At 45.4% G+C, this 14,349-nt stretch carries 15 protein-coding genes; 11 read left to right on the top strand and 4 right to left on the bottom strand.

Annotation, left to right across the window (positions count from 1 at the left end):
* Positions 1-40: 40 nt before the first annotated feature.
* The 9 genes from hppD (at position 41) to arfB (ending at position 7,111) form a co-directional block, all read left to right on the top strand.
* On the top strand, positions 41-1,165 hold the full coding sequence (gene hppD / locus AC07M6_RS12690) for a 4-hydroxyphenylpyruvate dioxygenase (RefSeq protein WP_494889918.1): 1,125 nt from the start codon (positions 41-43) through the stop codon (positions 1,163-1,165).
* Positions 1,166-1,364: 199 nt separating this feature from the next.
* Positions 1,365-1,604, top strand: a complete 240-nt coding sequence (locus AC07M6_RS12685; RefSeq protein WP_494889916.1) for a hypothetical protein — start codon at positions 1,365-1,367, stop codon at positions 1,602-1,604.
* Positions 1,589-1,885, top strand: a complete 297-nt coding sequence (locus AC07M6_RS12680; protein WP_494889914.1) for a type II toxin-antitoxin system RelE/ParE family toxin — start codon at positions 1,589-1,591, stop codon at positions 1,883-1,885. The genes AC07M6_RS12685 and AC07M6_RS12680 overlap by 16 nt, the downstream gene beginning before the upstream one ends.
* An 8-nt stretch (positions 1,886-1,893) precedes the next feature.
* Positions 1,894-2,550 carry a DNA alkylation repair protein gene (locus tag AC07M6_RS12675; RefSeq protein ID WP_494889912.1) on the top strand — a complete coding sequence of 219 codons (657 nt, stop codon included), beginning with the start codon at positions 1,894-1,896 and terminating at the stop codon, positions 2,548-2,550.
* Between the two features lie 133 nt (positions 2,551-2,683).
* Entirely contained in the window at positions 2,684-3,157 is a 474-nt protein-coding gene (locus tag AC07M6_RS12670) for a YciI family protein (protein WP_494889910.1), read from the top strand.
* Between the two features lie 63 nt (positions 3,158-3,220).
* Positions 3,221-3,832, top strand: coding sequence for a YdeI/OmpD-associated family protein (locus AC07M6_RS12665; RefSeq protein ID WP_494889908.1), 612 nt, complete (start codon positions 3,221-3,223; stop codon positions 3,830-3,832).
* A gap of 99 nt (positions 3,833-3,931) precedes the next feature.
* Positions 3,932-4,642, top strand: coding sequence for a 3'-5' exonuclease (locus AC07M6_RS12660; RefSeq protein ID WP_494889906.1), 711 nt, complete (start codon positions 3,932-3,934; stop codon positions 4,640-4,642).
* Complete coding sequence (locus AC07M6_RS12655) at positions 4,642-6,360, top strand: ABC transporter ATP-binding protein (RefSeq protein ID WP_494889904.1); 1,719 nt, start codon at positions 4,642-4,644, stop codon at positions 6,358-6,360. The genes AC07M6_RS12660 and AC07M6_RS12655 overlap by 1 nt, the downstream gene beginning before the upstream one ends.
* A gap of 340 nt (positions 6,361-6,700) precedes the next feature.
* Positions 6,701-7,111 carry an alternative ribosome rescue aminoacyl-tRNA hydrolase ArfB gene (gene arfB, locus AC07M6_RS12650; protein WP_494889903.1) on the top strand — a complete coding sequence of 137 codons (411 nt, stop codon included), beginning with the start codon at positions 6,701-6,703 and terminating at the stop codon, positions 7,109-7,111.
* On the opposite strand, the gene AC07M6_RS12645 is transcribed toward arfB, so the two are convergent.
* The gene (locus AC07M6_RS12645) at positions 7,108-8,067 is read right to left on the bottom strand and encodes a lipid A deacylase LpxR family protein (protein ID WP_494889901.1); all 960 of its coding nucleotides are present in this window, start codon (positions 8,065-8,067) and stop codon (positions 7,108-7,110) included. The genes arfB and AC07M6_RS12645 overlap by 4 nt on opposite strands.
* 71 nt (positions 8,068-8,138) lie before the next feature.
* The gene (lon, locus tag AC07M6_RS12640; protein ID WP_494889899.1) at positions 8,139-10,616 is read right to left on the bottom strand and encodes an endopeptidase La; all 2,478 of its coding nucleotides are present in this window, start codon (positions 10,614-10,616) and stop codon (positions 8,139-8,141) included.
* A 361-nt stretch (positions 10,617-10,977) separates the two neighbouring features.
* Here lon and AC07M6_RS12635 point away from each other — a divergent pair, with 361 nt between their 5' ends.
* Positions 10,978-11,598 (top strand): tetratricopeptide repeat protein, encoded by a 621-nt coding sequence (locus AC07M6_RS12635; protein ID WP_494889897.1) that lies wholly within the window; start codon positions 10,978-10,980, stop codon positions 11,596-11,598.
* Here the strand turns inward: AC07M6_RS12635 and AC07M6_RS12630 are convergent.
* Both AC07M6_RS12630 and gpmI read right to left on the bottom strand, forming a co-directional pair.
* Positions 11,595-12,107: a hypothetical protein gene (locus tag AC07M6_RS12630; RefSeq protein ID WP_494889895.1), complete on the bottom strand. Its 513-nt coding sequence runs from the start codon at positions 12,105-12,107 to the stop codon at positions 11,595-11,597. The two genes, AC07M6_RS12635 and AC07M6_RS12630, sit on opposite strands and share 4 nt — an antisense overlap.
* A gap of 46 nt (positions 12,108-12,153) precedes the next feature.
* Complete coding sequence (gene gpmI, locus AC07M6_RS12625; RefSeq protein WP_494889893.1) at positions 12,154-13,707, bottom strand: 2,3-bisphosphoglycerate-independent phosphoglycerate mutase; 1,554 nt, start codon at positions 13,705-13,707, stop codon at positions 12,154-12,156.
* Between the two features lie 69 nt (positions 13,708-13,776).
* Here gpmI and AC07M6_RS12620 point away from each other — a divergent pair, with 69 nt between their 5' ends.
* Positions 13,777-14,175, top strand: coding sequence for a DUF4783 domain-containing protein (locus tag AC07M6_RS12620; protein WP_494889891.1), 399 nt, complete (start codon positions 13,777-13,779; stop codon positions 14,173-14,175).
* Positions 14,176-14,349: the final 174 nt, after the last annotated feature.

The raw sequence follows: 14,349 nt of genomic DNA, 5'->3' as shown, positions 1-14,349 counted from the left end.
CACGCTATCGCTCGCAATGACATACTAAAAAAGACAAACAATGGACACACTAATAGCAGAGAAAAAAACACAAGCCACTGATTTTTTACCCTTAAACGGTACCGATTATGTGGAATTTTATGTGGGTAACGCCAAGCAGGCCGCACACTTTTATAAAACAGCGTTCGGTTTTCAAAACCTGGCCTATGCGGGTCCGGAAACCGGCGTGCGCGACAGGGCATCATACGTATTACAACAGGGCAAGATCAGGCTGGTACTGACCACACCGCTGCACTCGGACCACCCCATTGCCGAGCATATTAAAAAGCACGGTGATGGCGTAAAAGTGTTAGCCATTTGGGTAGACGATGCTTATGATGCATTTGAACAAACTACTAATCGCGGCGCAACACCTTATCAGCAACCGCAAACATTGAGCGATGAGAACGGCGAAGTACGCACCAGCGGCATCCAGTTATATGGCGAGACGGTACACCTGTTCATCGAACGTAAAAACTATAAGGGCGTGTTTTTGCCCGGCTATCAAAAATTAGAGAATAATTATAACCCGGCAGATACCGGCTTGCTTTATGTTGACCATTGCGTAGGTAACGTAGGCTGGCATAAAATGAATAGGTGGGTGAATTTTTATGAGGAGGTGATGGGTTTTAAAAATATCCTGACCTTCGACGATAAAATGATCTCGACCGAGTATTCGGCGCTGATGAGTAAGGTAATGAGTAATGGCAACGGTTATGTAAAGTTCCCGATAAACGAACCGGCCGAAGGTAAAAAGAAAAGCCAGATTGAAGAATACCTGGAGTTTTACGAGGGCGAAGGGGTACAGCATTTAGCCCTGGCTACCGGCGATATTGTGAAAACCGTAACCGATTTGCAAAGCCGCGGCGTGGAGTTTTTAACCGTGCCGACTACTTATTATGACGAACTAACAGACCGTGTAGGTAAAATTGATGAAGACCTTGAACCGCTTAAAAAATTAGGTATATTGGTTGACCGTGATGACGAAGGTTACCTGCTGCAGATCTTCACCAAACCGGTTGAGGACAGGCCTACGGTGTTCTTCGAGATCATCCAGCGTAAGGGCGCGCGTTCATTTGGCGCGGGTAATTTTAAAGCACTGTTTGAAGCTATTGAGCGCGAACAGGAACTAAGGGGTAATTTATAAGCCCCCTAACCCCCTAAAGGGGGAACAGAATAGAACTATTAACTGATCTATTATACCCAAAGCCGGGTAGCAATACCCGGCTTTATTATTTGCAAACTATTAACTGATCTATATCTGAGAGAGCCGGGCTTGTACCGGCTTTTTTTGTGATTGATTTTTAATGTGTGTATATTTACTTTATAAGCTAAAGTGATTTGCGATGAAAATTAAAGAAGAATTCCATCATTTAATAGATAGTATAGAAGATGAGGAGACTCTAAAAGCGTATTACCAACTTGTCCAAAATTTAAATGATAATCAAAATGGTGAATTATGGAATAAATTGACCGATGAACAAAAACAGGATCTTTTATTATCGTACGAAGAAAGTTTCGATCCCGCTAATATGGTTTCGCATGAGCAGGTTAAAGAAAGCCATAAAAAATGGTTAGAGAAGTGATCTGGAGCAAACGCGCCTGGAATAACTTTAATTTTATTATAAATTACCTTGAAAGAGAATGGGGCGAAAGTGTAACTCGGGAATTTGTTAAAAAAGTCTATTATATTATTGATCTGATAGAGCAGAACCCGGAACTTGGAAAATTAGAATTAACCGGAAAACGAATCAGAGGATTTGTAGTAACAAAGCATAACACATTATTTTATAGGATTGATAAGAGGGGAATAAGTATTCTTAATCTTTTCGATAATAGGCAAGGACCCGCAAAACGAAAATATTAGCGGATAACATGAACCTCACCCAAGCTCTCGATCACCTCAAGCAACACTCCTCGGCGCAATACCTGGCCGGTATGGCCCGCTTTGGTATCGATAGCTCAAAGGCATTGGGCGTAAAACTTCCTGAAATACGGAAGCTGGCCAAAATTATTAAAAAAGACCATGCCCTGGCCCAGGAACTTTGGGACAGCGGTATGCATGAAGCCCGGCTACTGGCAGGTATGGTTGCCGATCCGGCTAAACTCACCCCGCAGCAAATGGATAAGTGGGCAAACCAGTTTTATTCCTGGGATATCTGCGATCAGGCTTGCAGTAATTTGTTCGATCGTGCGCCCTTTGTAATGGATAAGATCTTCGAATACAGCACATCCGAACGTGAATTTGTAAAACGGGCAGCTTTTGTGCTCATGGCCGGATATGCCGTGCATCATAAAAAAGCGGCTGATGATGTATTCCTGTCCTTTCTGCCCATAATTGAGCGGGAAGCCTGGGACAACCGTAATTTTGTAAAGAAAGCCGTAAACTGGGCCTTGCGCCAGATAGGGAAGCGGAATACACTTTTACGCCACGCGGCCATTCAATGCGCCGAACGGATATTGGAGCAGGATAACAAAGCCGCTAAATGGATTGCCAAGGATGCCTTGCGGGAATTAAGCCCCCACGCCTAAAGCGGGCTGAATTTCATCCCCCTTATAGGGTGATTTTCGCACATTTCAGTTGGCGTTATCATCAAAAAAAGTATTGATTTTTAGCTTTCATTCCGCTAAATATTATATTTGATCATCACCTAATCAATCAAACATGAAAAAACTGATCCTCCTTGCATTTTTAGCTATGGCATTTGCTGGTTATGCGCAAACGGCGCCTGCAAAAACCAATCCACAATACGATGCTGCATTAGCTAAAAAACTGGGTGCCGACGATTATGGCATGCATAAATACGTAATGGCGTTCCTGAAAACCGGTCCGACTAAAATTACAGACAAGGCTAAGATGGCCGAACTGCAAAAAGCCCATCTGAAAAATATTATCAAACTGGCTGATGAAGGTAAACTGGTGGTTGCCGGTCCGTTTTTAAACCCGGGCGAGGTGGAAGGCATTTTTATTTTTAATGTGGCAACGATTGAAGAAGCTAAAACGCTAACCGAAACCGACCCGGCTATAAAAGCCGGAATACTGATTATGGAATTACGCCCGTTCTATTGCTCGGCCGCGCTGCAGGAAGTAGGCGGCATCCACAAAAAGTTAGAGAAAAAGAGCGTTGCTGATATGTAAACGGTTGTCATTCTGAGCGGAGTGAAGAATGACAAGTTGTTTTGGATATAAACCTGATATAAAATGGAAAAATTCGATCCCCGTGTTGATGCTTATATTGCCAAATCGCCGGCGTACGCGCAACCCATACTAACCCATATCCGACAATTAATCCACCAGGCATCGCCTGCGATAGTGGAAGTTATGAAATGGAGCTGCCCGCATTTTGACTATAATGGCGGTCCGTTTGTAGGCATGGCGGCTTTTAAGGAACACATGGGCCTTAACTTTTGGAAGAGCGGTTTAATGGATGATCCGCAAGGGTTGTTTGCTGAAGCCGGGACTTCGGCGGGTAGCATCGGGAAGATCAAATCATTGGCTGATCTGCCGGCTGACGATGTGTTGCTGGCGTATTTCCGCAACGCCATGGAATTGAACGATAAAGGCATTAAAGTATCCACCAAAAAGGAAGCCACCGATAAAAAGGAATTGGAAGTCCCGGCAGATTTGATCGAAGCTTTTAAGACTAACACCACCGCCATGCAGCACTTCGAAAAGTTTAGTCCATCAGCTAAAAAAGAATATCTGGAATGGCTGTATGATGCCAAAAGCGCCGATACCCGCGCCAAACGTTTAGCTACTATGATGGAATGGGTATCTGAAGGGAAGACGAGGCATTGGAAGTATAAGAAGTAGTGAATTATTAATAAAGCCGGAATTGGAGGCGAGGGAAATATATTTGACAATCTCATTAAATATAATTGATTATTTTGGCAGATATATTAATTGACGAACATGCTCGAACAGCTCGACCTGCTTAACCTGATGGTTTTGGACATTGAAACAGTGCCGCAATACAGCACGCACGACCAATTGCCCGAACACATGCAGAAACTGTGGGATGCCAAAACACAATACCAGCGCAAGGAAGAAACGTCCGAAAGCTTTTACGAGCGGGCCGGCATCTGGGCCGAGTTTGGCAAGATCGTTTGCATATCGATAGGCAAATTCACAAAGGACATCCCTACAGGGTTCAAGGTAAAATCATTTGCCGGGCACGATGAGCGCGAGTTGCTGGTAAAGTTTGCCCTGATGTTGAAAAGCCAGCCGCAAAACCTGGTACTATGTGCCCATAACGGCAAAGAATTTGATTTTCCGTACATCTGCCGGCGTATGCTAATCCATGGCATTAAGCTGCCGGTACAATTACAAATTGCGGGCAAAAAACCCTGGGAGGTAAACCATATTGATACGATGGAGTTATGGAAATTCGGCGATTATAAAAGCTATACGTCGCTGAGTTTATTGACCGCGATATTTGATATCCCAACCCCAAAAGATGATATCGACGGCAGCCAGGTGGGCCATGTATATTGGAACGAAGATCAACTGGAGCGCATTAGCACTTATTGCCAAAAGGATGTGATAGCCACCGCCCAGCTATTAAGGCGCTTCCGCGGACAGGATCTGATAGCCGACGATAACATCACCATAGTTGAATCCTGATGCTGAAAGCCGAAAACTTAAAGATAGCCTTTAAAACCCGGGATGGTTTGTTTGAAGCCGTAAAAGGTATTTCATTTCAATTGAACAAAGGCGAAACGCTGGGCATTGTGGGCGAGTCGGGTTCGGGTAAATCGGTTACCTCGCTGGCGCTGATGCGGCTGCATGATGAAAAGAATACGGTGATCAGCGGCCGGATCCTGCTGGATGATATCGACCTGCTGAACCTGAGCGAAAAGGAAATGCGCACGCTGCGCGGCAATCGCATAGCCATGATCTTCCAGGAGCCCATGACATCGCTTAACCCGGTAATTACCTGCGGCAAACAGGTTACCGAAGCCATACAGTTACATTTAGGTTTTGATAAAAAAGCCGCCAAAGCAGCAGCCATCGCACTGTTTAACGAAGTGCAGCTGCCCCGGCCCGAAGCTATATTTGACAGCTACCCGCACCAGTTATCGGGCGGGCAAAAACAACGGGTAATGATTGCCATGGCCCTATCCTGCAATCCCGAACTGCTGATAGCCGATGAACCCACCACCGCGCTGGACGTTACCGTGCAGAAAACCATTATAGAGTTATTGCATAAGCTAAAGGCCGAGCGCAACATGAGCCTCATCTTTATCTCGCATGATTTGGGTGTGATCAGCGAAATTGCCGATCGGGTGGCGGTTATGTATAAAGGCGAGATTGTGGAGCAATGTACCGTAAAACAAATATTTAACAGTCCAAAGCATCCCTATACCAAAGGCTTGCTGGCCTGCCGCCCATCGCCCGATCAGCATTTAAAGAAACTGCCCATTGTAGCCGATTTTTTGCAGGAGGGAGGCGACGCTACCGGTATCACCATTGGCAAAATCAGGGAACGTTATGCCTACGTCCCGGCCGAAATAGCCAACCGAAAAAAGGAACTATATAGTCAGTTGCCTTTATTAAGCGTAAAGAACCTTAACACCTGGTTCCCGGTGGGCGGCGGCTTGTTTGGGAATGGCAAGCAAGTGGTAAAAGCTGTAAATGGGGTCAGTTTTGATGTTTTCCCCGGCGAAACATTGGGTTTGGCGGGCGAATCCGGCTGTGGGAAAACCACTTTGGGGCGCAGTATTTTGCGTTTGATAGAGCCTACTTCGGGAGAGGTTAGTTTTGATCAAACCGATCTGCGTAAGCTAAACACCACCGGCATGCGGCAAATGCGCCGCGATGTACAGATCATTTTTCAGGACCCTTATTCGTCGCTTAATCCCCGGCTTACCGTAGGCGATTCGCTGATGGAGCCCTTGCAGGTGCACCACCTGTATAACAATAATACCGAACGCAAGCAAAAAGTACTGCAACTGCTGGATCGTGTTAATCTAAACCCCGATCATTTTAACCGCTACCCGCACGAGTTTTCGGGCGGGCAGCGGCAGCGTATCGTAATAGCCCGCGCGCTTGCCCTGCAGCCCCGTTTTATCATTTGCGATGAATCGGTATCGGCCCTGGATGTATCTGTGCAGGCACAGGTTTTAAACCTGCTGCGCGAGTTGCAGCAGGAATTGAAACTGACGTATATATTTATCTCGCATGACCTGTCGGTCATTAAACACATCAGCGACCGGATCATGATCATGAACAAGGGGCAGATAGAAGAGATCGGCGATGCTGATGAAGTTTATAACCGCCCACAAAAAGATTATACTAAACGATTGATAGCCGCGATACCGGGAAGCAACCCGAGCGTTTAAAGAGTAATAACCCATGAATAGTTATTTTAGGGTAGCCCCTGGCCGGGGCAATATGGCTTCTGTTACGTTTTCTACAAACAGGTAGTTCCTCTGGGACATAGAACCTGGCTTACCCATCTATATTCAATGATGCTTCTGTGCCCCAGAGGGACTACCTGTTTGTAGCATGGGAAGAAAAAAATGGAATTGTCCCCAGCGGAGACTACCCTTATAAACTCATATCCGTAATGTCTTTTCATGGGCCATTACTGTCTAAAGGGGAATGAAATTAAAATCGTTCTGTCCCACTTATCAATGAATGCCTAACAATAAGGCTAAAACAAATTCATTAACTTCGCGCATGAATTTTAATAAAGCCGACCTGCAAAGGGAGGTAAGCTACAAAACATCGCGCAGCGGCGGCAAGGGCGGGCAAAATGTAAACAAGGTATCTACCAAGGTAGAGCTGTTATTCCCGATAGAAAGCTCCGGGTTATTTACAGATGAGGAAAAAGCCCTGCTGGTTAATAAACTGCAAACCCGTTTTAATAAAGATGGTTACCTGCAAATTATATGCGACGAGGAACGCAGTCAGCTTTTAAACAAAGAGATTGCTTTGGAGCGCCTGGTACGGGTATTAACCCAGGCCCTGGTGGTGCCTAAAGCGCGTAAAAAGATAAAGATATCTAAAGCGAAAAAGGCCGCGAGGTTAGATAGCAAGAAACTGCATTCGGCCAAAAAAGAATCGCGCAGAAAAGGGTTTGATTTTTAATTAAACCGGTACAAGGCCGTTATCGACCCCCATTGGTGCGATTTGATCATCTCTTTAGTCTCTTTGGTATGGAACGTCATCGCGAAGCTGAAAACCCAGTGGTTAGCCGCATAAGCGCCCCCAATTTCATTACTCAATACCAATGGCTGCCTGTTAGATGTAACCTGCAGCGGGGCATCGCTATGCGCATTAAATAAGCTGCCCTGTATGGTAGCATCGTAAGCTACATAATTTAAAATGGGTTTGTAATAAGCAAAAAGTTCGTGCGGGTGCAATAGCTTTTTAGGGTTAAGCCGACTAACGGTACTTTGGGTACTTACCGAGTTGAAAAGCTGGTTAAAATTACCCGCGCGCAGCATCAGGCCCGCGCCCGCGCCGCTAAAGCCGTTGCCCAGTTCGCCATGGCTGGTGAAAGATAAGTCGATACCATTGCTACGGGTAAGCAGCCTGTTATATTCGGCCGATAGGTTAAGCTCGGCGCCATCATGGACCTGGTATTCCCAACCTGTAGGTTTATAAAAGCCAATCCAATTATGCACGGTGGTTTGCACACCCTGACCGGCGGCACCCGGACCAACAACCCCTATTTGCGCACCTAATTTCAGGTTGCTTTCGTTACTGTATAAAAAGTTCAGCGTTGCGCCGGCATATAAATACCCTGCAAACGGACGATCGATATATACCGGTGCCGGGATATTGCCGCCTTGCGGGTTAAAGATCTTTTGCCCGGCCTCGAAACCTAAAACCTTGTTTTTTAATTTGGCTGTATCCTTATCGCTGATTTTTAAAGCGTGGCGGAAGTAAACAAAAATACCATCGGTATAATACCTGTCCGAACCCTGTGCCAGGTACGAATCGTTATCGGATTGTATCCCTATCTCGTTTTTATGTGATTGCGCGAACGACTGATATACAGCGGCAAGACTGATGAACAGGCAAAAAAGTTTTATTTTCATTTATAATTTTAAGCAGGTGTAAAAATAAAAAAAGCCCCGGTATTTAGGGGCTTTACAGGTTTTATTGTCGCTTAAACAATAGTTTCTGGCTTCAAATCATCCTTAACCGTCAATACCAGCGCGTCGGCAACCAGTTCATCCAGCAGGGCCAGGTCAATTACCTCGCGCATTTCTTTTACGTAGTGGAAACGCAGGTCCTTAATATAATCTTCCTTAATTTCAAGGATATCCTTCTGGTTCGACCGGCACAGGATGATATCGGTAATATTTGCCCGTTTGGCAGCCAGGATCTTCTCTTTTATACCACCCACAGGCAATACGCGGCCACGCAGGGTGATCTCGCCGGTCATGGCTAAATGCGGCCTGAGCTTGCGCTGGGTAAAGGCTGATGTTAAAGCGGTAAGCATGGTAATACCGGCAGATGGCCCATCTTTAGGAGTGGCGCCGGCAGGTACGTGTATATGCACATCCCATTGGTCAAACAACCTTGGGTCGATATTGAAATAGCTGGCATGGGCGCGCAGGTAGGCTAAAGCGATAGTAGCCGATTCCTTCATCACATCGCCCAGGTTACCGGTTAGCGTTAAACGGCCTTTGCCGGGGCTCAGGCTCGATTCTATAAACAGGATATCGCCGCCAACCGATGTCCAGGCCAGGCCTGTTACTACACCGGCTACGTCGTTACCTTCGTACAGGTCTTTATCAAAAACAGCGGCGCCCAGTATCCGTTCTACATCCTTTTTGCTTACGGTTGGGTTGTACTCCTCTTTCATGGCTATGTTTTTAGCCACACCGCGGATCACCGATCCTATTTGCTTATCTAAAGCCCGTACGCCCGATTCGCGGGTGTAATCCTCTATCACCTTTTCTATCACGTCGTTTTTCAGCGTAACATCCTTGGTTTTTATACCGTGGGCTTCGCGCTGTTTGGGCACAAGGTGCTGTTTGGCGATCTCTATTTTCTCTTCAATTGTATAGCCGTTTACCTCGATGATCTCCATCCGGTCGATCAGGGCAGGCTGTATGGTGCTTAATGAGTTGGCAGTGGCGATGAACATTACGTTACTCAGATCGAAATCCATCTCTACATAATGATCATAAAAAGTGCTGTTCTGCTCAGGGTCTAAAACCTCCAGCAGGGCCGACGATGGGTCGCCACGGAAATCGTTGCCTACCTTATCAATCTCATCCAAAATAAACACCGGGTTAGCGGCCCCTGCTTTTTTAATCGACTGGATAATACGGCCTGGCATAGCGCCAATATAAGTTTTACGGTGCCCGCGGATCTCGGCTTCATCGCGGATGCCGCCCAATGCCATGCGCACATATTTGCGGTTTAACGCTTTGGCTATGGATTTACCCAACGAGGTTTTACCCACACCCGGAGGGCCAACAAGGCACAGGATAGGGGCCTTCATATTGTGTTTAAGCTTTAGTACGGCCAGGTATTCTATAATACGCTGCTTTACTTTATCAAGCCCGAAATGGTCCTTATCCAATACTTTTTGCGCCCGTTTCAGGTCGAAATTATCTTTGGTAAATTCGTTCCATGGCAAATCGAGCAGTAGTTCCAGATAATTGATCTGTACCGAATAATCGGCAGCAGCGGGGTTCATCCGTACCAGTTTTTCCAATTCCTTGCCGAAATGCGTTTTCAGGTCCTGCCCCCATTTCTTTTTCTGCGCGCGTTCGCGCAGGTTCTCAATTTCCAGGTCGGGGGTATTACCACCCAACTCTTCCTGAATGGTTTTTAGCTGCTGATTTAAAAAATAATCGCGCTGCTGCTTATCCAGATCGGTACGTACACGGCTTTGGATCTGGTTTTTCAGTTCCAGCATCTGTATTTCGGTGGTCAGGTGTTCCAGCACCATTTTAGCGCGTTCGCGCAGATCGGCGGTTTCCAGCATTTTTTGCTTGGCCGTCATATCCGCGTTCATGTTCGACGAGATAAAGTTGATGAGGAATGAAGTGCTTTCAATATTGCGGATAGCAATGCCGGCCTCGCTGGGGATATTGGGCGATAGCTGTATAATGCTCATAGCCATATCCTTAACCGACGATATGATGGCCTTAAACTCTTTATCTTCAGCAGGTTTAATTTCCTTAAAAGGCTCTATGGTAGCTTTAATATAGGGTTCGCTCTGTACCTCGTCCTGTAAAATAAAACGCTTTTTTCCTTGTAATATCACCGTGGTATTACCATCAGGCATCTTCAGCATTTTAATGATCAGGGCGGTAGTGCCTACCCGGTTCAGCTGGTCAAAAACGGGATCTTCAATATTTACATCCTGTTGGGAAACCACACCTATCAGTCGGTCCTTTTTATTAGCCTCGCGTATCAGGCGGATGGATTTATCGCGGCCAACGGTAATAGGCATCACAACACCCGGAAATAAAACAGTATTGCGTAAGGGCAGTATCGGCAAAACAGAAGGCATCTGTTCGTTATTCATTTCCTCTTCATCCTCTGACGACATCAGCGGGAAGAATTCAGAATCCTCATTTATGATTGGTAAAGCAGATTTAAAATCAAATGGATCAAAGCTCATCAAGTACACCTTTATGGTAAAAACGTCAAAATGTCAGCCTGTAATATTACAAACCAACCAAAATAGCAGCTATAAATACATACTGCTTTTGCACCGATATGTTTCAATCTGTATGCCAACTTACCATTTATACTTTATTTATTAGCGGATAAAAATATAAATAGCTGATTGATTGTGATTTATATTAATCAGACTTGATATTGCCAAAAAATATGAAGATAATTGGGAATGTTAAAAAGTCATGGCGAATATTTGAGTGTTTAGGCGAAAAATATTTTAAATTAAAACATTAACTCGATATAATAATTTGATACAATATAAGTTATTACTATACTATTTTGTTTAGACGAGTCGGCACTTGATGAAAATATCGGTCATACTTTCTTACTTAATCATTTCAGCCATACGCCCGGCAGTAGCGCAAAACGCTTATGTTAATTTAGGCCGGCAGGCCCTGATGGACGGCGATTTCAGAACGGCTGTAACCCACCTGGAAAAAGCATGCGTGGTTGATTCTACCAACAGCAATGCTTTATGGATGCTGGGCTATTCCTACTATCATAACGAGGCCTATAAAAAAGCTATCTCAGCGTATTCAAGGGTAATAGCCTTAAAGCCAGTTGATTATATGGCTTATTACTATCGTGCAAGGGCTAAAGCCTACCTGGCTAAAGACGCGCAGGCCACCGCTGCCGATAAAGACAAATGCATGCTGGGCGCGATAGTTGACTTTACCAAGGCTATTGAAATTGAGCCTACAGATATGAAAATATATCAAAACCGGGCTATTGCTTACCGCGAATACGGTGTGTTTAAATTGCAGAGCAGCAAACCAAACGATAAAATACGGGGCATAAATTCCCTGAAAGCCTCTATAGCCGACCTGGAAAAAGTATTGAACACAGATCCGTCGCGTTCTGATATCGAAGGACTACTATCCTTATCTAAAGAGAAACTGGCCAGCGCCCAGGGCCATCACTAATTAAAAACTCCCTTTACCGAATAAATATTTTTGCCCAGTAAACGCACTTTTTGCGATTTTTCTATCTGGTAAACAGAATCGGGGAAATAGGTAAGTTTTTCCACATTCTCATACAACAGGTTTTTGGTATGATTGAAGATCAGGATCCACTTGATCCGCCCGCTATTTCTGCCGATCAGGATGCGCCGTGTTTTTAACTCGGGCATTTTGGCTTCATACACTACGATGTCCTTACCGGTGCTTACGCTGTAGCTTGCCCGCCAGGCCGGTTTGTTAATGTCCGAATTGATAAACAATTCTAACTCCCGCCCCCAATTATCAATCTTAACCTTTTTAGTTTGCGTTACGCCGTTGTGCGTTACCGTTTTGATGATCGACCCGTGATTAGCGCTTAAACGTGCCGAATCGCTCCTGAAATAACCTTTGATATCAAAATACTGCAGGCTGTTTTTGGTTTCCTTCACCTCGGGTTTGCACGATGACAGCGCTATTACGATCGCTGTCATCATGATCATCCAATAGCCTCCAAACAGATGACGGCGGGAACAAAGGGTTTTAAACCAATACATCGCCTGTCATTTCCGGCGGGATAGCAACGCCTAACATTGTCAATACAGTTGGGGCAATATCGCCCAGCTTGCCATCTTTAACCTTGGTAACGTCTTTATCAATAATAATACAAGGCACCAGGTTGGTGGTATGCGCCGTATTTGGCGATCCATCCTCGTTAATCATATAATCAGCATTACCATGGTCGGCTATGATGATGAAGGAATAGCCGTTTTTAAGGCCCGTCTCCACAACCGCCTGCGTACAGGCATCAACGGTTTCGGCAGCCTTAACCACCGCGCTGTAAACGCCTGTATGGCCCACCATATCGGTATTGGCAAAGTTAAGGCAGATAAAATCGGCCCAGCGGCTTTCCAGTTCGGGTAAAATGGCGTCGCGGATCCCTTCGGCGCTCATTTCGGGTTGCAGATCGTAAGTGGCAACCTTGGGCGATGGCACCAGCAGGCGCTTCTCATTAGCAAATTCTTTTTCACGGCCACCCGAGAAGAAGAAGGTTACGTGCGGATATTTCTCGGTTTCGGCAATGCGGATCTGGTTTTTACCGGCATCCTGTAATATTTCGCCTATGGTTTTAACCAGGTCATCCTTATGGAATACCACATCAACGTTTTTAAAGGTCTCGTCATAGGTAGTCATGGTGATATAACGCAGGTTAAGCGGGTGCATGTTTTGCTCGGGAAATGCCTTTTGCGTTAAGGCCATGGTGATCTCGCGGCCGCGGTCGGTACGGAAGTTGAAGCAAAGCACCACATCTCCGTCTTTTATTAAAGCCAGGGGCTGTCCGTGCGCGTCGGTTTTTACTATTGGCTCAATAAACTCGTCGGTTACACCGGCCGAGTAGGAGTGGCTGATGGCGGTGAGTATATTATCGGTATGTTCGCCAACGCCGTTCACCAGCAGATCGTAAGCTTTTTTAACCCGTTCCCAGCGGTTATCGCGGTCCATTGCAAAGTAGCGGCCAATAACTGATGCTATTTTTACCGGGGTTTGGCTCACATAATCCTGCAGGTCGGTCATAAAACCAATGCCCGAGTTAGGGTCGGTATCCCGCCCATCTAAAAAGGCGTGGATAAATACCTTGTTCAGGCCGTATTCTACAGCGCTATCGCATAAACCTTTTATGTGTTTAATATGGGAGTGCACGCCACCATCGGATACCAGCCCTATAAAGTGGACTGCCTTATCATTGGCCCTTGCATATTCAAAAGCATCCTGTATTACCTGGTTAGATGAAAATTCCTTATCCTCAACCGCTTTATGGATGCGGCCCAGTTCCTGGTAAACTACGCGGCCGGCGCCCAGGTTCATATGGCCAACTTCCGAGTTGCCCATTTGTCCGTCGGGTAAACCAACGGCCATGCCCGATGCCTGTAGTTTACTGTTTGGATATTGCGCCAGCATCGATTTAAAAAACGGCGTATTGGCGTTATAGATAGCGTTTGATTGGTCCTGGCGGCCGTATCCCCAGCCATCCAGTATAAGTAATGCAACTTTTTTTTCGTTTTTCACAATGCAAATATAAAACCAGCGTTGTAACATTGTGAATTATTAAATTAATAAACGTACTTTATTTGCTTAACGGTCAGTATCGTCTTTGTTTTAAGTGCCATGATTAAATTATTTACGTTGTTGTTCCTTTTTATTCCGTTTGCCAAAGCCGGTATTGATGCAAACGGGCCGATTGATAATGCCGCCGGGCTATTAAAGACCGGTAATATCCGCGAATTGGCAAAAATGTTTGCCTCCACAGTGGAGATCACCATCCTGAACGAGGAAAATATTTACTCGGCCACCCAGGCCGAACTGGTTTTGCAGAATTTTTTTAAAAGCAACCCGGTAAAATCGCTCACTATTGTACACCGGGTAACTTCCAACCCCAATATCCGTTACGCGGTACTATCGCTGGTAACCGCTACTGCTACCTATCGCACATCCGTATCCCTGAAATTGGTTAACGGCCAGTTTTTGCTGAACGAGATTAAGATAGAGAATGAGAAAAAGGAGTAAAAACCATTTACCTATTGTTTGGCTAAAGCCTTGTTATTAATATCTTTATCCGTTGGCCAACGGCAATCAGCCGGATTTGGTTGAATAAAACCGATGTTTTAAATTCATTGCCGCCCCATTTATGGGACGGACGAAATAGAAACTTCAGCGGGCTTTAGCCTAATATTGCTTTTA

Source organism: Mucilaginibacter sp. GW821-FHT07H05, assembly GCF_059418485.1.
The sequence above is the reverse complement of the archived record's forward strand: the minus strand, read 5'-3'. Positions and strand labels throughout refer to the sequence as shown.

What these genes read in the sequence shown, in the direction of transcription:
- hppD (WP_494889918.1), top strand. Translation starts at nt 41, where the DNA reads ATGGACACACTAATAGCAGAGAAAAAAACACAAGCCACTGATTTTTTA.
- AC07M6_RS12685 (WP_494889916.1), top strand. Translation starts at nt 1,365, where the DNA reads ATGAAAATTAAAGAAGAATTCCATCATTTAATAGATAGTATAGAAGAT.
- AC07M6_RS12680 (WP_494889914.1), top strand. Translation starts at nt 1,589, where the DNA reads ATGGTTAGAGAAGTGATCTGGAGCAAACGCGCCTGGAATAACTTTAAT.
- AC07M6_RS12675 (WP_494889912.1), top strand. Translation starts at nt 1,894, where the DNA reads ATGAACCTCACCCAAGCTCTCGATCACCTCAAGCAACACTCCTCGGCG.
- AC07M6_RS12670 (WP_494889910.1), top strand. Translation starts at nt 2,684, where the DNA reads ATGAAAAAACTGATCCTCCTTGCATTTTTAGCTATGGCATTTGCTGGT.
- AC07M6_RS12665 (WP_494889908.1), top strand. Translation starts at nt 3,221, where the DNA reads ATGGAAAAATTCGATCCCCGTGTTGATGCTTATATTGCCAAATCGCCG.
- AC07M6_RS12660 (WP_494889906.1), top strand. Translation starts at nt 3,932, where the DNA reads ATGCTCGAACAGCTCGACCTGCTTAACCTGATGGTTTTGGACATTGAA.
- AC07M6_RS12655 (WP_494889904.1), top strand. Translation starts at nt 4,642, where the DNA reads ATGCTGAAAGCCGAAAACTTAAAGATAGCCTTTAAAACCCGGGATGGT.
- arfB (WP_494889903.1), top strand. Translation starts at nt 6,701, where the DNA reads ATGAATTTTAATAAAGCCGACCTGCAAAGGGAGGTAAGCTACAAAACA.
- AC07M6_RS12645 (WP_494889901.1), bottom strand. Translation starts at nt 8,067, where the DNA reads ATGAAAATAAAACTTTTTTGCCTGTTCATCAGTCTTGCCGCTGTATAT.
- lon (WP_494889899.1), bottom strand. Translation starts at nt 10,616, where the DNA reads ATGAGCTTTGATCCATTTGATTTTAAATCTGCTTTACCAATCATAAAT.
- AC07M6_RS12635 (WP_494889897.1), top strand. Translation starts at nt 10,978, where the DNA reads ATGAAAATATCGGTCATACTTTCTTACTTAATCATTTCAGCCATACGC.
- AC07M6_RS12630 (WP_494889895.1), bottom strand. Translation starts at nt 12,107, where the DNA reads ATGATGACAGCGATCGTAATAGCGCTGTCATCGTGCAAACCCGAGGTG.
- gpmI (WP_494889893.1), bottom strand. Translation starts at nt 13,707, where the DNA reads ATGTTACAACGCTGGTTTTATATTTGCATTGTGAAAAACGAAAAAAAA.
- AC07M6_RS12620 (WP_494889891.1), top strand. Translation starts at nt 13,777, where the DNA reads ATGATTAAATTATTTACGTTGTTGTTCCTTTTTATTCCGTTTGCCAAA.